We start from the raw sequence: 17775 nt of genomic DNA on the forward strand, positions 1-17775 counted from the left end.
ACGATCATCGGCAACATTTCAGGGGTTAAGCCAACGGCTACAGAAATAGCAAACATTAAGGCTTCAAACCAGTTGTGTTTGGTTAGCCCATTGATCAGAAAAACCAGGGGAACCATCACCAGCATAAAGCGGATGAGCAGCCAGCTTACTTTGTTGACCCCTTTGTCAAAACTGGTTTCGTTGCGCTTTCCGGTGATGGCTTTACCGATTGTGCCAAAATAGGTCAGGTTACCGGTAGTCACCACAATAGCATTTACAGTACCGCTCACCACATTCGTACCCATAAAGCAAATGTTTTCCAGTTCCAAAGGTGATTTTTGATCAGCGTCAGCAATATGCAGTTCCCTTTTTTCTAAGGGTAACGATTCGCCTGTAAGCATGGCCTGGCTCACAAACAAGTCCTTTGATTGTATAATCCGACAGTCCGCCGGGATCATATCACCGGCACTTAAAAAAACAATATCGCCGGGAACAAGGTCTATAATATTGATCTCGAATCTTCCCTTATCCTGGCGTATAACCGTTGCGGTAGTTTTGACCATGCTTTTCAGTTCCTCAGCAGCGCGGTTACTGGTATATTCCTGCCAAAAACGCAGTAACGAGCTTAACATCACCATAACCCCTACAACAATTACCGTTTTATAATCCCGTTCACCGGGTGAAGCCATCAAAACATCCATAACAAAAGAAACGGAAGCCAATATGATCAGTACGGCAATGAAAGGATTTAGAAATGCCTGAAACAACTGCACATACCAGGCCGGTGCCTTTTCATGCTGTATTTCATTTAAGCCAAATTGCCTTTTCTTCTCTTCCACACTGGTCTTACTTAATCCCTGTTCATTACTTTCCATCGTGGTATAAAAGGAATGATTATCTTCCTTAGCAACTCTGCGGAGTTTCATAACAGCAGCCTCATCAAACCCGGATACGGAGCCGTTATTGGTAATTTTAAATTTCCTGGTGGTTTCTGCAATAGTCATTTGATGTTATTTTTAAGTAGTTCAATAATTAAAAGGATGCTTCCTGCCATCACCAGGAATGCCGATATTTTATTCAGGTATTTAAATGTTTTTTCGAAGTGATATTTCCCTAACAGGGTGCCCGTTGTCAAAAAAAGAATGATTAAGGAAAGCAAGGCAAGTATAATGACCCGATGATCCAGGTCGAGCCAGCTCAGGGCGCACCCGAAAGCAAATACATAGATGGATGTGCCTAACCCTATTTCTAAAAAGTGCCGGGTACTAAACAAAATCTCTTTCGCCGCGCTGTTTTTGAGTTTTAGTTCCTGCAACATCCGGATGCCCATAGAAAATAGTAAGCCGATAGCGATCAATTGTTCTTCGCCTTTCAACATCCCTTTGGTAAACAGGCCAAACCACTTACCATAGAAAAGCACCATATTCTGCAGGATAAAAAGCAATGCCAGTATCAACAGCCAATGCGGCGACCGGGCGGTTGATTTGGGTTCTTCCCTGCGTGCTAATTTGAACACAGCCATACCGTTACCGCTCACAAAAGCAAGTACGAGGTTATCCGCCGCTACTCCCGCAGCGATCAATATCAGGGCTATGTTACAGATCATGGTCATGGTTATAGGCTGTCCGGTTGTTCATCATTCAGTTGGAGGCAATAAAACACAGGAAAGCGAAAAGCTAAAAACCCCGGCAGCAGTAGCAATGGCCTTAACAGGCTTTTGCTTATTTCGGGGGATTAAATAAATGGGGGTATTGAAGGTAGTTAAAACGGTAGGATTTTTTTCTCTTTTACGCATGACATTAATGTTGTCCCGTCCTGGCAGGACTGCCTAAAAGAGTGCGGTCTTGCTTAACGGGAGGTGAATAATAAATGATTGATTCTACTCGGACCTGTATCCATGATGATTAATATTGTTATTAATTTCTTTTCTTAAATGTTTTGCAAAGGTAAAACGCCCCCAATGATTGAGCCGTTAGAAACCTCTTAGAATCTTATTAGAAAGTCATTAGAAAAGCAGATGATCAAAAGCTGGAACGGGTAAGTTTCCCTATACGTGCGGAAGTTCAACCGTAAATGTGGTTCCCTCATTTTTTTGTGAAGTTACGCTAATCGTTCCCTTATGCAGATCGATAATTTTTTTGGTAAGGGATAGTCCTATGCCGTTTCCGCTTACGAATTTTTGATTAGCTCCCCGGAAAAAGGCTTCAAAGATGTGAGGCACCTCATTTTCATCCATGCCGATCCCGTGATCCTGAAAACGTAAAATAGCTTTATCCTTAAAATAAGTAATAGCAACCGCTGCTTCCTTATCCTTTGAAAATTTACAGCCATTTTCCATCAGGTTGATGAACGCAACTTTTAATAAATACTCATTTCCCAAAACAGAGATAAAGTCATCATCTTCAATTTCGGCTTCAAATACAATATTGATTTTATAGCCGGGCTGATCATGTAAGGCATCATTCCGGGCATCTAATATCAATTCATCCAGCCGCAACTCTTTAAATGCAATCTCCGTATGGTCATAATTTGCTTTTGCCAGATCCAATAAGCTGTTCGATAAACGAACCAGCTTTTGTGTATCACTGATCGCGTGGTGTATAGCATCTTTATAGTATTCATTGCTTCTTTCTTTTTCTACGGTTACCTGCAACTCTGTGAGCATTGCCGTGATTGGTGTTCTGAGCTCATGCGAAATATTGGATACAAATTCCTTTTGTGCATCAAAGGATTTTTCCAGCCGGTTTAGCATCGCATTGAAGGTAACGGCCAGCTCTGCAATTTCATCTTTACCGTTTCCCTCCTTGATCCGCAGATCAAGATTAGTGGCTGTAATTTCTTCCACCTCATCAACCAAATCAGAAACAGGTTTGAGCGCTTTAGCGGAAAAAATGTGCCCGGCGATATAAATAAAGATAATAGCGACAAAAAAGGCAATGATGAGCGTGTATTTTAAATTACGAAGTTTGGCATAACCATATTGGTCATTTGCGGCGGAGGTAATCACATAATCTTTATTATTATGATGATAAAGAATACCCACTGCCTGCATTTCACCCTGGTAAAATTTAATTTGTTTTTTAGCTACAATCTCATCTATCATCTGTTTAGTTTCCTTTACTTTATCAATTTCAACAGCGTCGTGATATAGTAAATGGAAAGAAGTATCATAAATAGCTACTTCCTCTTGGAAAAAAGAGTTAGGGGAGTGTTTATATATCAGTTGCAAAACCCCCGGTTGGATTTTGGCATCCAGTAATAGGTTAGCTTTGATGATCGCAGTGTGGCGTAAGGAACTGTAATATTCCGTTTCCCTGTTTTCTGAAAAAGAGAAATAAACAACCAAAGCGAAAGCGAGTAATAGTGCCGCTATGATTCCAGTAAAAAGAAAGGTAAGCCGGTTACGTATCGTCATTTTTCTGCTGCAAAAATAAATCCAAGGCCCGGTTTGGTATGGATAAGTTTATTCGTAAAATCTTTATCTATCTTTTTCCGGAGATAATTAATATACACATCAATAAAATTGGTGCCGGTATCAAAATGGGTATCCCAGACTTTTTCAGCGATCTCTATACGGGATAAAACCCGTTCGCTGTTTTGCATCATGTATTCCAGCAGTTTCAGCTCTTTCGGCGTAAGACTGATCGCTTTACCCGAACGGCTTACTGTTTTTGTTTGGTTATTTAACTCCAGGTCGGCATATTTTAAAACAACCGTTTGAATTACAGGTTTTCCGCTCTTACGGTTCATTACTGCCCTGATACGCACCAATAATTCCCGGAAATCAAAGGGTTTCACCAGGTAATCATCCGCCCCTGCATCAAAGCCTTCCACTTTATCATCTGTCGATCCTAAAGCGGTAAGCAGAATAATTGGAAGATCGGGTTTTGTTGAACGGATTTCCTTGCACAGATCAATCCCGTTCAGTTGCGGCAAAATAATATCTGAGATCACCAGATCATATTCCTGTTGTAATGCCAGCTTCCTGCCGGTCATCCCGTCATAGGCCACAACGGCAGTGTGTCCCTGTTCTTCAAGGCCTTGCTTTACCAGCAAAGCTATGCGTGCTTCATCTTCTATGATCAGTATTTTCACGATTTATGGATAACCTTATGCAAGGTAAGACAATTAATTATTTGTAATATATAAAGTCATTAAACACAGAGTTTTCAAAGTTTGAATTTAATCCCGCCATTTACGACAAAACCATCCAGTGGGGCATAAATATCCTTAAATACCGGGTCAGTAATACTGCCGGTGTATATCGGCCCAAACTTCGTTTGCCGGGTATCCGTCAAATTCTCAAAATTAACAAACAGCGAAAACCGTTCCCACATCTTTTCGGCCATTAAACCTGCCAGCCAGTAACCCCTGCCTGTCGAACCGTCATTGAGTTGCTGCGGGCTAAAATAATAGGCCTCGGCACCGATCTTGAATTTATCCTCAACCTCGTAAACCAGTACATTGTTCAGCCGGTTTTTGGAAACTAAGGGATAAACGCCGCTTATGCTATTGGTATGCTGGGTAACATCTGCCAGCGTATAGCCCAGGAACAGTTTAAAATTACCATAAGTTAATTTAACATTGGTTTCCATTCCCTTAGTATTCAAGTCGCCACCGGGCTGCAGGTATTGCAAATTGCCGTTGCCAAGTTGAGTGAGCAGTATCGGGTTGTCTATCCTGGTATAAAAGAAAAGCTGATTGACACTGAAGCTAACCTGGTCGCCAAACAAGCCGGTGTGGTAATTAATATCGTAATTGGCGCCATAGGATCGTTCCGCTCTGGTATTGGCTACGTCAAGAGGCAATACATTCCTGAACTCGATACGTTCTGCATCTTCGGTAAACACGGTGGGTGCCTTATAACCCAGGCCGCCGCCTAAGCGTGTCGAAAAATGTGCATTGATCTTATACAAAGCGGAAATACGCGGCAATAGGAAAAAACCGTATGCATTATGATAATCGCCACGTAGCCCGGATTCTACTATAAACTGATCAGTTACATTCCAGGTGTTTTGGACAAAGCCCCCAATAGTTTGGTAATTATAGCTGCGTAAAGGGAAACTGCTGTTTCTTTCTTCTTTAAAATTATCCGTCAAGTAGTTGATACCCGCTACCCAGTCTGTTTTTTCACCGGTATAGGAATAGTTTGCCTCGCTATAACTGGAAACCTGTACACCCGAAAAACGATAATCCGGCAGGCTGATGCTCCGGTCGAAGTAGCTGACACTGTTTTTAAAGGTCAGCTTTTCTTTATTGTTTAGCTTGTGATCGAGTTCCAGTTGCGAACTGTATCGGCCTGTTTTATTCAGCTCATAATAAGAATGCTGCGCATCACCATTACCTTCCAGGTATTGCATATCGCCACCTATACGGTTTTCACCAGTAGAATTGATGCCGGTTATTAAGGTCGTGCGGTCATTAAGGTAAAAGAACAGTTTTGGGTTTAACGTATAACGGTTAAACCGCGGGATAGCAGATAACCCTATACCTGCCGGATCATAAGGTGTGCCGTGGTCATAACCGCCATATAAAGTGATGCCAACCTTTTTAAATTTCTGCGAATAAAAGCCGCTGGCATCCAATCCCAATGCCGAGGTACCGTTTAACAGGAAGTCCAGGTGACGTTCATCGGTCGGTGTTTTGGATACGAGGTTGACCAGGCCTGCAATCGCTCCACCGCCATATAAGGTAGAGGACGAGCCTTTGATTACTTCTACCTGTTTTAGATCCAATGGCGCGATCTGCAATAAGCCTAACCCACCCGAGAACCCGGAATAAAGCGGGAAACCATCGCGGATGATCTGCGTGTATTTTCCGTCAAGCCCTTGTATGCGGATACTGGAGTTGCCGCTGGTGGCGGAGGTTTGCTGGGTTTGTATGCCGGTACTTTCGGCCAGCATCATTCGTATATCGCCGGGCTTCATATCACCCTTTTCATCCAACTCATCACCGGAGATCACTTCCACACGGGTAGGCGTATTGGCTATGGTACGGCTACTGCGCGTCGTGCTGATGACAACTGCATCCAGTTCCTCGCCATCGCCTTTACCGACTGGCTGCAATAGGACGAGTATAGGGCCGTTTTCCACTAATGGGAAGGTTAATGTATCCAGCCGGTTTTCATAACCTACATAGCTGAATTTAATGACCTGTTTTCCATTTGGTATTTTAGTTAGGATTATCAAACCTGCGGTATCCGATGAGGCACCAACTGCTGTCCCTTGAAGTGATGCGGTTGCGCCGATAAGCACCTCGCTTGTTTTGGCATCCTTAATAATTGTCTTAAATGTATTTTGAGAATAAGCTATAGCAGTATAAAGCAGTGCTATAATAAGCACAGTTATTTTTTTCATTATAAGAATTTGATTAAAGTTAAACCTGAAATTCAGCCTTTTGGCTGTAATAATGTATTAACTTATTTTGGGAGGCAGCCAAATAGAAAGGGCAACTTTTTCTAAATGCGGTTGCTGATAAACGTAGTAAAGTTTGAAATAACTTTCTGAAATGAGGGGCAAGGTAATGGTTAGTGGCTTAGTTAAAATAAAGCCCACACAAGAGCCGCAAGTGAAAAAAGGCGAACAGCCTGGACATTCGGTATGCCTGGACGATGTTTTACCCGCTAATTCTTTTTTACCGGATATTTCACCTTGACAGTCATTATCCGAGCAGCATGGCTTTGCAGAAAGTAATAGTACATAAAAGGAGAATATCAGGCAGAGCAATTTCACGCCTTAAAGTTATCAAATACTTTGAGTGGGAGAAAATTGCTTACTCATTATTGCCGTCGGCTTTCGGCAGGACTGCTGCATTATGCCACACGCTTCGCTCCGGGCTTCATTCCGCCGCCAGCCGCGCCTTTGCACAGCAAAACTGAAATTCGCTGCGCTCATAACAGATTTGCTCTTGGCCGCCGCTTGATTATATTCCTCATTCACCAGTACAGCGAAGATAGCTACCGCCGGGATAAAAAGTCAAGGCTATACAAGCGGGCAATTGTGTTTGTTTTTCAGCGGCTTGCCCGTATTCTAAGGCTTTTGCAAATATTTTCATCATAATAAGTTAATATTATTATGTTTATAGTAATCTTTACTTATTTTACATGTTAAAAACATCTCACCTGTTAATCGTAATTCAAGTTCTGTTTTTCTCATTTGCTGTTAGTGTAAAGGCACAGACCACTCCTTTAGAGCTAAAAATAGACAAAGCAGCACGGTTGGCTATCTATTATTTGAATGCAGGTCTGCCGGATAGCGTATATAATCAGGCAGGGGATCATTTCAAACACAACATATCCGCCCCTATGTGGAATAGCGCCTATAGGCAGTTGAGCGGTTTCTTGCCCTTTTCTAAGGTCATCTTTATCAGCAGTAAAGATTCGATTAACAAATATAAATTAGTAGGAAAAACCGCACTTACGTATTACGTAAGCCTTGATAAGCAAAATAAATTAAATAACTTCTCTTTTGTTCCCTATACCGAAGAGGTAAAACCATCAGCAATGACCGAGACAGAACGCAAGACGGACACCTTAGCAAAGAAGATATTGTCATTCATTAACGGTAAACAAGCCGACAGTATTTATCTTTTTGCAGGGGAAAGCTTTAAGAACCAAATTGACGCACAAAAATGGAAAGGTATCGCAGAAAATGGGCTCTTCCCATTGACACCGCTGCCAGAGGCTACTTTTGTAGGTAGTGAAAATGGAGTGAATAAGTATAAGATGTTACCCTATCAATTTATTATTGGGTTAGATGATAAAGGTAAATTTAATGCACTTGCCTTGCAACCTTACAAAGAAAGTGCTGTCAAAACAGCTAAAGTAGCGACTGATAACGAATTAAAATCCAAACTGGATAGTGCAGTTGACAAAGTTGTTTCTGCTTATATTCAAACAAACGGAAATGTCGGATTAAGTGCAGGTGTTTACTGTGACGGCAAAGAACATTTTTACAATTATGGAGAAACGCAAGTCGGGAACAAACAGGTTCCAACGCTTCATACGATATATGATATAGGATCAATAACCAAAACGTTTACCTCAACATTGCTCGCTATAGCGGTGCAACAGGGGAAAGTTAGTTTGGCGACAACGATTGTTAAATTTCTACCGGATTCTGTTGCTTTAAACAGTGCTTTAAAAGGCATTACATTTGAACAATTAGCAAATCATACATCAGGCTTGCCAAGACTTCCTGATAATTTGGGGGCAAGCGTTAAAGATGTCAAACAGCCCTATGCCAATTATGACGTTAATGAAATGTTTTCCTACATAAAACATTGTAAAATCACTAGCCCGCCCGGCACAAAATACGCTTACAGTAATTTTGGTGCAGGCTTGTTGGCCGTCTTGCTGGAACGAATTTATCACAAAGATTATCAAGAGCTAATTAAACAATATATTACCGGCCCTCTAAGACTAACTGAAACCGGTTTCTTAGTGAATAATTTAAATACGATTGCTCAAGGGTATAACGAACAAAATTTGCCGGTACCACCTTGGAAATTTCTTGCAATGGAGGGGGCTGGTGCTTTAAAAAGTTCTGCGTTTGACCTATTAGCTTACAGCAAACTCCAATTGCTTATTCCAGGGCAATCCTTAAATCCAGCTTTAAAATTAACGCACCAGGTTACTTTTAATGATGGCACAAATATAGTTGGGTTAGGGTGGCATTACTTAGCCGACGATAAAAATGTCTTACAGCACAGCGGTGGAACAGGCGGTTACCGTTCTATGATTTGTATTGACCCCCAAAAACAACTAACAGTGGTTGTGTTGACTAACAATGCTACCACAGGCGATTCACTGGGAATTGAATTACTCAAAGCTCTAAAGGCTATGAAATAATAATTTCATTGTTTTCATCTTCTCTCTTCACAAAATTTTTATTTTGCCCGGAACCCGTCAAGGGTAATATAAACAGCTCCGCCCACGGGCCTGCGCTTCGCTGCCCTTGACGGAACCCGACCAAAATAAGAAGAGGTGTTTAAGAGTTAAGATGAAAAGCACTAAGCTGCATATTTCATCAGATCCACGTAGGTAGTTCCCCTGTTAACTACTGCAAACATTCTGGCAATAAGCTTATTCCGGATGATATTGATTGTGCTCATTTTGTTTTTCCCTTCACTCACCCTTCTTTTATAATAGACTTTCAACTCCGGATTATATGCGCAAGCGCATATAGCTACCAAATGTATCAATTTTTTTATTTGCCGGTTCGATAAGCTGCTGACCCGTGTTTTTCCTTTTATACTGGTACCGGATTGATGCTCAAAAGGTGCTGTGCCTACGTAACAAGCAAATTTGCGCCAATTGGTAAATCGGGTGAAATTATGGGTGCAAGCGATCATATTAGCGGCTAAAACAGGTCCTACACATTTGATGCTGATAAGTAATTGGTAATTTACTTTGATTTTTTCATCGCTGTCTATAACTGCTTTAATCTGACTTTCAAGCTTCTTAATTTGCAGCGTTAAATTCTGGATGAGGGATTTATAGATTTGAAACATTCCCTTATACTCCTTTTCATCCAATGCCTTATTTTGCTCCTTCCATGTTGCCTCAAAGCCTCCACGATCTCGTACCAGGCGATCTCTTAGCGTAAGCAATGATTGAAGCCTCAAAATCCCTTTGGCTGGCAATATAGTTGCTTGCAACGTTTCCCGGTGCAGCCAGGCATATTCCGCAATTCTTTGCGCATCTACCTGATCACTTTTACCTCTCCTGATCCCAATGGATTGCTTGATTTGAAGTGCAGGAAGCATGGCAAAAGAGACATTTACTTCGTTAAGATACATAGCCAATTTGATAGAATACATGCCTGTATGTTCAAAGGCTATTATGGCTTTTGTGAGATCAGAAACTTTACCATGTTTTTTCACCCATGCCAAAAGGGATGCAAAACCCTTTTCATTGTTGCTAAACGTCTTTGAGACATTGATTAAATGTAAGTGGGCATCAATAGTAAGCTTTGATACATCCACACCAATAAACGTGTTGTATTTCATGTTGAATAGATTAATTGATGTACTCGGACTAAAACCTTTATAAGACCTTATGTCTAAAATTCTAATTTGTCATTGACATCGACTTGCGACTAGGAATAGGGACTAATACGAAGCATAGGTCGTTAACCTGGGCCTTGACTTGGTTCACCCCATTCTTTGTCAACAAGTTAGTTGTTCCTTAATATTTACACGGTGAACCTAATGACCTGAACTGGGACTAATACGGGCCATAGGTCTTTAGCCTGGGCCTTGACATGGTTCACCCTGTTCCTTGCCATTAAGTTCATCACGTTAACTTTATCCACAAAAGATTGTTGATCAAAAAGAAAAAGAAGCAAAAAGAAAAAGGTGTGGAAATATGGAAAACTCTAATGAGTTTACCACATTCCCACACCACAACAATAGCAAGCTTTTGATTAATGATTTCACTCCGCTAATCTAAAGGGCCTTGACTTTTTACTCGGCTCCCGCTTTTGGTTGCTTACGTGGTGAATAAGGAATGGTGTGTGTATAAGCTTGCAAGGTGGTAAACTCACTTTTAGTTATCTGCATTTCCATCAGAAAACTATCTCATTTTAATTGGAATATTTTAAAGGATTTTGTATCTTTATATCGTAAGATTTGTAATTAATCTGCATCAAAAAATGGTTAGTAATTCGGTGCGTAGTACATCGACAACCATATAAAGTATTGTAAGTCAATTGGGTTTTGATCGTGTTCGATTCCCCTACGGGCTACAAAGCCGCTCTACGAAAGTAGAGCGGCTTTTTATTGGGTTTCTTTGACCAATTTAGGTTATTCAATTTCCAGCTAATTAATGTCCTATTTTAGTTAACAATATTGCCACTGAATCTGGTTTGGCCAAAAATGTGGAATGGCTGGTATTTAGTTGATAAATCGTTTTTACGCCGGCTGTAGCAATCATGCGGTTTTGCAAGGATGGCGATACCACGTGATCTTGCAAGGTTTTGATGTAAACTTTCTCAACAGAACCGAAATTAGCAGCGGTCAATTTCACCGGATTCGTAAATGGAATTGCTGGTTCAGGACGGTAATTTTGTAAAACAAGATTTTGTACCTGAGCAGATCCATCCTGGATAAAGACATTCACAATCTGGTCGCGTAGCACATCAAGGGTTCCGTTAGCATTTTGCGTAAGTATGGGAACTTTATTAACTGAGTCACCAAGCGCTGAGCCGGCATCGGTACCAGCAAGAGCAAGTAAGGATTGGCCTGAAGATGGCAGATAGGCTGCGAGATAGACAAGTTTTTCAATTTTTGAAGGATTTTGCTCGGCAACAGCAGAAATGATCATACCGCCCAAGCTATGGCCTACCAGGATAACTTTGCCGTTTATCTTTGACATAGCATCAAGCACTTTGTCTCTGTAAGTGTTTAAGGTTAATGTTGAAGGAACAGTATTATCGCTGCCGTGGCCCGGAAGTTCTACAACGGTCACATTGTTGCCTTCATTGATAAGTTTGGCTTTTACCGCGTCCCATACATAAGGAGCCTGCCATGCACCGTGTACCAGTACATAATTTTTAGCAACCGGTTTCACTTCATCGTTCTTTTTTGAACAAGATGAAAACATAATAGTAGCAGTAGCTACAGAAAGTAAGATTAATATATATTTTTTCATGATTTGAGATGCCTAATTGTTTAGGACATGACAAACATCCGATTATGCGCTTTGGATAAGTTTAACCCAGGTTAAAATCGAAAAATAGTGTAAATCCGTAAAAGCAAGCTGTCCTATTAAGCAACCAATACAACCATTAATCAGTAATAATGATAGCTATTGACGATCAGCGCGTCTTCGTGTGTGATATTATTAAAATTTATATTTTTATAGCATGTCAGAGAACAAAACAGAAATAGATTTATTACGAACGATTTTAGGATCGGCCGGTATGAAACCGGAAGCATTTGAATTATCATTGCCTCACTGGAAATTAAAACAGTATAAAAAAGGTGAGTTTTATAATGAATATAAAAATGTTTGTAAACACCTCGGGTTTGTTATCACCGGAGTGTTTAGAATCTATCGTGTAAATAGCGATACGGGTGAAGAAAAGAATATGCTGTTTTTTACTGATCACCAGTTTGTAGCATCTTATAAAAGCTTTTTAAGCCAGACAGCCTGCGATTATTATACAGAGGCGATGGTTGATTCAGTTATATTATATATACATATCGATCACCTGAATGAACTTTATGGGCAATCACACCAGTGGGAACGGTTTGGAAGGATTGTCGCCGAAACGGCTTTTCATGAGGTTATGGTTAATACGGAAGGATTCTTGTTTAAAACCCCGGAAGACCGTTACCGGGAAATGATGGAAAAACATCCGAATATTTTTAATTCGGTACCACTTTATCATATCGCCTCTTACCTGGGTATCCAGGGACCGTCATTGAGCCGGATTCGTAAAAGAATGGTTGGAAGGTAAAACTCAACCTGTCATCAGATTACTGAAATCCTCTAAAATACTTTTTTTAGAGGATTTTTCGATTTTAACCTGGGTTAAATTTATTGCAGAGGCATTGCCCGATGTTTGTCATGTCCTAAACAATTAGGCATTAAACAAACATGAAAACAGCAATAATAATGATGGCAATGAGCGTATTAGGTTTTACTGCTCAAGCCCAAAAAGCAACCAACAAAAATTCTAAAACTATTGTACTTGTTCACGGAGCCTGGTCTGATGCATCTTCCTGGGATGCAGTGATCCCTTTGTTAAAAGCCAAGGGCGAAGAGGTGATCAATGTTAACCTTGCAGGTCACGGAAAAGATACCACCTCATTTGCCGGTATCACCTTTCAGACTTATGTTGACCAGGTAAGAGCAGCTATCGGCACGCGTACTAATGTAATTTTGGTGGGCCATAGTTTTGCCGGGCTGGTGATCAGTCAGGTTGCTGAAGAAGTTCCCGCACAAGTTAAAGAACTGATCTTCCTTGCAGCAGCATTGCCGCATGATGGCGACAGCCTTTTAGGACTTGCAAAAGGGGATCCGGCTTCTCATATCGGCAAATCCCTCACTATCGATCAGGAGCACGGTGCAGCGATCATCGCGAAAGATGCCGTAGCCGATATTTTTGCCGCCGATGCACCTCAGCAAGTTCAGGACTATATTGCTGCTAACATTAAACCAGAGCCGCTGGCACCCCTTGCCACACCAGTTCACCTGACTGAGAAAAATTTTGGTAGCATTAAGAAAGTCTATATCCATACGCTTAATGACCATGCGATCAGCTATCCTGCACAACAGTATATGGTAAAAAACAGTAAAGTAGCTAAAGTATATACTCTGCCAAGCAGCCACACACCATTCATTTCTATGCCGGATAAACTGGCTGCAATCCTGATCGCAGAAAGAAAATAATAAATAAGTAAACATCAAACAATAAATTCTTTAACCCATAAATCAAAAAATCATGAAACGTATAGCAAAAGCACATTGGAACGGTACTTTACAAGAAGGCACAGGAGAAATCAGCACACAAAGCACTGTGCTTAATCAAACACAATATTCATTTAAAACCCGCTTTGCCGATGGCATTGGCACTAATCCTGAAGAATTGATCGCCGCTGCACATGCAGGTTGCTTTTCGATGGCCCTTAGCGCAACATTAGCACATCACAATATCACTGCAGGCGACATTTTTACTACAGCAACAGTAGATCTTGATATGCAGGCATTAAGCATTACAGGTATTCATTTGGATTTACAGGCCAGTGTAATTGAAGGTGTAGATGAAGCAACATTTACTGAAATTGCTGAAGGCGCAAAGGCGCATTGCATTGTCTCCAAAGTATTAAATGTGCCAATTACATTAAGCGTTGTTTACGCCTAATAATCTGAAACATCTGGTAGCATGCTACATGAAACTCATCGGATAATATCCGGTGAGTTTTTTTATAAGTAAGCATATACGTTTTGTTCCCAAATTGGACTCGAACCAAGAGTTTATGAAGCGAGCGAGCGAAAATCTTGAATAAAGGGGTTCGAAAAGCTTCCCTTTGGGGCTACTTAAAACAATACCAAAAGATTCTAAAATCCTGCAAATCAATGATTTGCAGGATTTTTTTTGTTCGTCTCAAACCATTTGCGCCCGGCAGGCAGATCCACACGTTTCCCATTTACTGTAATGCGCATACCGAGCAAGGTATAGCCATGCTGTCGAGCATATTAAACAGCGACCGCGCAATCATCGTAAATATCCAAATTATTTGGGTATTCACGCGTGTAAGGCAGTTTCTTTACGATAACACTGATTTAAGGAATGAATCAATCATATTAAAACCAAACGGATAATCATGACAAAAACATCGATTTTTCAGTACCTGGATGACAAAAAAGATAATTTAAAACACCGCACAAGAATTGGGTACAAACCAGACCTTAATTCGGTATTCAATATTAATCTCGTTATCATGATGTGTTGGTAACGGATTTTTGTCCTGGAGGCAAATTTAATATAAACTTAACCTGCGTAGTTTCGCCGGAAACTTAATGCCCGTTAAATTTGCACCGGCTATGGAAACGGTAATAACAACCCCTTCATTTGATCTGCAACAGTTTGAAGCTGTTTTTAAAGCGCATTATTCAATGTTGTTTCGGTATGTAAAGTCAATTGTTAAAGACGATGACCATGCTAAGGATATCTTATCGGATATGTTTTTAAACCTTTGGCTGCAAAAGGATAAATTACAGATCCAAAATATCAAAGCCTATCTTTTCCGTTCCGCACGTAATGGCGCCCTTAAATCCTTAAATTTTAGCCCATCGGATTCCCTTTCAGAGGAATATTGGGATATTAAGGAGGATGCCTTTAACCCGTTTGAACGCATAGTGGCAAAAGAATCGATAAAGATTGTGCAGGCTCTGATAAATAAATTACCTGCTGCCCGTAAGGAAATTATCCAGTTGCGCCTTTGCGGATTTAAAAACCATGAGATAGCCAAAACCCTTGATATTACTGAGAAAAAGGTAGAATACAACATGCGCGAAGCAATTGAACAGCTCGGCTACTACATGCACAACGGTAATTACGATAAAGCTACGATAGCCAGCGGGCTGTTGCTCATTAACATATTCTTTACATTTATTTAATAATTTCTTTTGGTGAATAGGTAACGGTAATTGCTCACACAATAAACGTCAATACTATTTATTAAAAGATATGTCTAACAGAAGAGATTTTATTAAAGCGCTTGGTATATCGGGTGTGGCCTTAACTGTGCCTGCCGTAGTTGCTTCGGCGCCCGTTATTGTAAAGGACAATGCCGATATCACCAACCTCACGCTAAAAGGCTCCGTACAAAGCAATGGTCGGGGAATTGCCGATGTACCCGTAACCGACGGCCTCAACATTACGCTTACAGACAAAAATGGCAATTACCTGTTATTAAGTAATAAAACGGTTAAATTCATTTATATCACGATCCCCGCCGGTTATGCTATCCCGCATAACAACGGGATTGCTATGTTTTATAAAGAAGTTGAAACCAAACAAGGTTCTTTCACAGCGAATTTTCAATTAGACAGGCTTGAAAAAGACGATAAGGACCATGTGTTTGTGGTTTGGGCCGACCCGCAGATCATATCAAAAAAAGATGGTGACGCGTTAATAGCCCGCTCGGCGCCCGACCTGCGCGAGCTGGCAGCTAACTACCCGGCGGGGACGCTGATACACGCTGTTGGTTGCGGCGATTTGGTTTGGGATCATTTTGAACTGTACGACGATTACCGGCAGGCCGTTGGGATGACCGGTGTGCCGTTTTTTAACGTTATTGGCAACCACGATATGGATCTTGATGCCCGAAGTGATGACTATTCGGCAGCTACCTTTAAAAATAATTTTGGGCCAACCTATTACTCCTTTAACAGGGGGAGCATCCATTATGTAATGCTCGATGATGTTTTTTTCATCGGCGCGGCAAAACGCTACATTGGCTATCTTACCGAAACGCAATTGCAATGGCTGGAGCAGGATCTAAAACACGTTCCTCACGGCAGTACGGTTGTGCTGTCCACCCATATCCCTACAAACACGGGGGCGAAACGCCGCAATAAAGATAAGGAAGATGAACTGGGCGGAGTGGTATCCAACCGCGAACAGCTGTACAAAATACTGTCATCTTATAAGGTGCATATCATGTCCGGCCATACACACATGAACGAGAAATGGGAAAGTGGCAACATGATGGAGCATGTGCACGGCACCATCTGCGGCGCCTGGTGGACAGGGCCAATTTGCAGCGATGGCACACCTGAGGGGTATGCGGTTTATGAGGTGAAGGGTAATGATCTCAGCTGGTTCTATAAATCAACAGGTAAACCAAGAGATTACCAGTTGAAGATTTATCCTAAAGGCTATGTAAAAAGTGCCCCCGATGAGTTGGCGGTTAATGTATGGAACTGGGACAAACAATGGAAGGTACAATGGTTTGAAGATGGTCTCCTTAAAGGTGATATGGTGCAGCGTACAGAATTTGACCCATGGTCTGTAGAGTTGTACGCCGGCGACCAGCTGCCAAAAAAGCACAAGTTTGTCGAGCCAACGCTAACCGATCATTTGTTTTTTGCCAAACCGTCGGTATCGGCAAAAGCTGTTAAAGTTGTTGCGACCGATAGATTTGGCAAACATTACACGCAGGAGATTCAATTGTAATTACGAGCATCATTTGTGAAGAGCTAACCCTTCCCGGGGTAGCTCTTCGTTTTTTGCCGCCCTTGTTAACAAACTATTCATAAACACTTAACAATTTCTTTTGGTGGAAAACGGGCGACAGGTACTCTTTATAAAAAGATCACCGAATGAATTGGGAAATATTAATGCGTTATGTCAATGAAGAAGCCTCCGATAATGAAACGGCAGAAGTTGAATTGTGGCTTGACGAACGTGCCGAGAATAAGATCATTCTTAAACAACTACAGCTGAAGAAAAAGCAACTTACCGAACCTTTAAAAGATGATGTTATACATACCGAGTGGGTTAAGGTCTTAGACAGGATTCTTGAAAACCCTCCTCTGCAAAAATCAAACATCAAGAAATTTTATACTTCGACCGCAATCGCGGCTACCGTTTTACTAGCCTGTTTTTTTAGCTGGCTTACGCTTAAAAATGATGACAGTAAACAGACGCAGGCCATAGTTGTAAAAACAGCCACCGAACGCCGGATGGTAAAATTACCGGATGGCTCAACAGTTTACCTGGCGCCACACTCAACCCTCCAAATCAATGCAAACTATAATACCGCCAGGCGGGAACTTACCGTAATTGGCGAAGCATTTTTTGATGTTAAGCATGATGTAAAAAAGCCGTTTTTAGTTAGTACATCAACAAATTTAAAAGTTAATGTACTGGGAACCTCTTTTAATGTTTACGCCCGCAAAGGTAATCATGCCGAGGTGATGGTAAGCAGCGGTTTGGTTGGAGTTACGGATGCCGGATTGACCACGATGCTTAAAGGGGGCGAACAGCTCAGCTATTCACTTACCGGCCGAAAGATGGTGAAAAGTGCCGTTGATATCAGGGATGCAGTTGGGCTGCAAACCGGTACGTTTTACTTTGCCAACAGCACAACCACACAGATAGCAAAAAAGCTGCACCGTTACTACGATATCAACATACGGGTAGCTCCTTCCGCCCTAAAAAAACCGGCATTTAGCGGTGAAATGAAAGATTACGGCATAACCAAAGTGCTAGACGGTATTGGCTTTGTAACTGGCACTAGGCACAAATTCACAGATCCAAAAACTATCCTGTTATATTAATT

The 17775-nt window shown here is 41.3% G+C and carries 15 protein-coding genes; 7 read left to right on the plus strand and 8 right to left on the minus strand.

The window, feature by feature from the left end; translation table 11 throughout:
• The 6 genes from WC615_RS09715 to WC615_RS09740 form a co-directional block, all read right to left on the minus strand.
• Positions 1–983 (minus strand): HAD-IC family P-type ATPase (locus tag WC615_RS09715; RefSeq protein ID WP_372977907.1); only part of this gene is annotated, 983 nt, incomplete at its 3' end.
• On the minus strand, positions 980–1591 hold the full coding sequence (locus tag WC615_RS09720; RefSeq protein ID WP_372977908.1) for a manganese efflux pump: 612 nt from the start codon (positions 1589–1591) through the stop codon (positions 980–982). The genes WC615_RS09720 and WC615_RS09715, both read right to left, overlap by 4 nt.
• A gap of 435 nt (positions 1592–2026) precedes the next feature.
• Complete coding sequence (locus WC615_RS09725) at positions 2027–3394, minus strand: sensor histidine kinase (protein WP_372977909.1); 1368 nt, start codon at positions 3392–3394, stop codon at positions 2027–2029.
• Entirely contained in the window at positions 3391–4074 is a 684-nt protein-coding gene (locus tag WC615_RS09730; RefSeq protein WP_372977910.1) for a response regulator transcription factor, read from the minus strand. Before WC615_RS09730 ends, WC615_RS09725 begins: the two co-directional genes overlap by 4 nt.
• A 74-nt stretch (positions 4075–4148) precedes the next feature.
• Positions 4149–6335, minus strand: a complete 2187-nt coding sequence (locus WC615_RS09735) for a TonB-dependent receptor domain-containing protein (RefSeq protein WP_372977911.1) — start codon at positions 6333–6335, stop codon at positions 4149–4151.
• 574 nt (positions 6336–6909) lie between these two features.
• A complete protein-coding gene (locus WC615_RS09740; RefSeq protein WP_372977912.1) occupies positions 6910–7035 on the minus strand; it encodes a hypothetical protein in 126 nt (41 codons plus the stop codon).
• Positions 7036–7081: 46 nt separating this feature from the next.
• Between WC615_RS09740 and WC615_RS09745 the strand changes: the two genes are divergently transcribed.
• Positions 7082–8827, plus strand: coding sequence for a serine hydrolase domain-containing protein (locus WC615_RS09745; RefSeq protein ID WP_372977913.1), 1746 nt, complete (start codon positions 7082–7084; stop codon positions 8825–8827).
• 161 nt (positions 8828–8988) lie between these two features.
• Here WC615_RS09745 and WC615_RS09750 read toward each other — a convergent pair whose 3' ends face one another.
• Together WC615_RS09750 and WC615_RS09755 are read right to left on the minus strand one after the other, a co-directional pair.
• A complete protein-coding gene (locus WC615_RS09750; protein ID WP_372977914.1) occupies positions 8989–9987 on the minus strand; it encodes an IS110 family transposase in 999 nt (332 codons plus the stop codon).
• 814 nt (positions 9988–10801) lie between these two features.
• Complete coding sequence (locus WC615_RS09755; protein ID WP_372977915.1) at positions 10802–11629, minus strand: alpha/beta fold hydrolase; 828 nt, start codon at positions 11627–11629, stop codon at positions 10802–10804.
• A gap of 214 nt (positions 11630–11843) precedes the next feature.
• Here WC615_RS09755 and WC615_RS09760 point away from each other — a divergent pair, with 214 nt between their 5' ends.
• The 6 genes from WC615_RS09760 to WC615_RS09785 all read left to right on the plus strand — a co-directional run bounded on the left by WC615_RS09760 (position 11844) and on the right by WC615_RS09785 (position 17773).
• The gene (locus tag WC615_RS09760; RefSeq protein WP_372977916.1) at positions 11844–12440 is read left to right on the plus strand and encodes a Crp/Fnr family transcriptional regulator; all 597 of its coding nucleotides are present in this window, start codon (positions 11844–11846) and stop codon (positions 12438–12440) included.
• Between the two features lie 140 nt (positions 12441–12580).
• Positions 12581–13375 (plus strand): alpha/beta fold hydrolase, encoded by a 795-nt coding sequence (locus WC615_RS09765; RefSeq protein WP_372977917.1) that lies wholly within the window; start codon positions 12581–12583, stop codon positions 13373–13375.
• A 52-nt stretch (positions 13376–13427) separates the two neighbouring features.
• Positions 13428–13847: an OsmC family protein gene (locus tag WC615_RS09770; RefSeq protein ID WP_372977918.1), complete on the plus strand. Its 420-nt coding sequence runs from the start codon at positions 13428–13430 to the stop codon at positions 13845–13847.
• A gap of 683 nt (positions 13848–14530) precedes the next feature.
• Positions 14531–15106: an RNA polymerase sigma factor gene (locus WC615_RS09775; protein WP_372977919.1), complete on the plus strand. Its 576-nt coding sequence runs from the start codon at positions 14531–14533 to the stop codon at positions 15104–15106.
• 70 nt (positions 15107–15176) lie between these two features.
• Positions 15177–16667: a calcineurin-like phosphoesterase C-terminal domain-containing protein gene (locus tag WC615_RS09780; protein ID WP_372977920.1), complete on the plus strand. Its 1491-nt coding sequence runs from the start codon at positions 15177–15179 to the stop codon at positions 16665–16667.
• A gap of 146 nt (positions 16668–16813) precedes the next feature.
• Entirely contained in the window at positions 16814–17773 is a 960-nt protein-coding gene (locus WC615_RS09785) for a FecR family protein (protein ID WP_372977921.1), read from the plus strand.
• The last annotated feature ends 2 nt before the right edge of the window (positions 17774–17775 follow it).

Origin of the sequence: Mucilaginibacter sp. (assembly GCF_041663085.1) — a bacterium.
Taxonomy (GTDB): domain Bacteria; phylum Bacteroidota; class Bacteroidia; order Sphingobacteriales; family Sphingobacteriaceae; genus Mucilaginibacter.

Coding starts and splice junctions, on each gene's coding strand:
- WC615_RS09740 (WP_372977912.1), bottom strand. CDS start 7,035: ATGATGAAAATATTTGCAAAAGCCTTAGAATACGGGCAAGCCGCTGAA.
- WC615_RS09780 (WP_372977920.1), top strand. CDS start 15,177: ATGTCTAACAGAAGAGATTTTATTAAAGCGCTTGGTATATCGGGTGTG.
- WC615_RS09720 (WP_372977908.1), bottom strand. CDS start 1,591: ATGACCATGATCTGTAACATAGCCCTGATATTGATCGCTGCGGGAGTA.
- WC615_RS09725 (WP_372977909.1), bottom strand. CDS start 3,394: ATGACGATACGTAACCGGCTTACCTTTCTTTTTACTGGAATCATAGCG.
- WC615_RS09760 (WP_372977916.1), top strand. CDS start 11,844: ATGTCAGAGAACAAAACAGAAATAGATTTATTACGAACGATTTTAGGA.
- WC615_RS09755 (WP_372977915.1), bottom strand. CDS start 11,629: ATGAAAAAATATATATTAATCTTACTTTCTGTAGCTACTGCTACTATT.
- WC615_RS09745 (WP_372977913.1), top strand. CDS start 7,082: ATGTTAAAAACATCTCACCTGTTAATCGTAATTCAAGTTCTGTTTTTC.
- WC615_RS09765 (WP_372977917.1), top strand. CDS start 12,581: ATGAAAACAGCAATAATAATGATGGCAATGAGCGTATTAGGTTTTACT.
- WC615_RS09735 (WP_372977911.1), bottom strand. CDS start 6,335: ATGAAAAAAATAACTGTGCTTATTATAGCACTGCTTTATACTGCTATA.
- WC615_RS09775 (WP_372977919.1), top strand. CDS start 14,531: ATGGAAACGGTAATAACAACCCCTTCATTTGATCTGCAACAGTTTGAA.
- WC615_RS09770 (WP_372977918.1), top strand. CDS start 13,428: ATGAAACGTATAGCAAAAGCACATTGGAACGGTACTTTACAAGAAGGC.
- WC615_RS09785 (WP_372977921.1), top strand. CDS start 16,814: ATGAATTGGGAAATATTAATGCGTTATGTCAATGAAGAAGCCTCCGAT.
- WC615_RS09750 (WP_372977914.1), bottom strand. CDS start 9,987: ATGAAATACAACACGTTTATTGGTGTGGATGTATCAAAGCTTACTATT.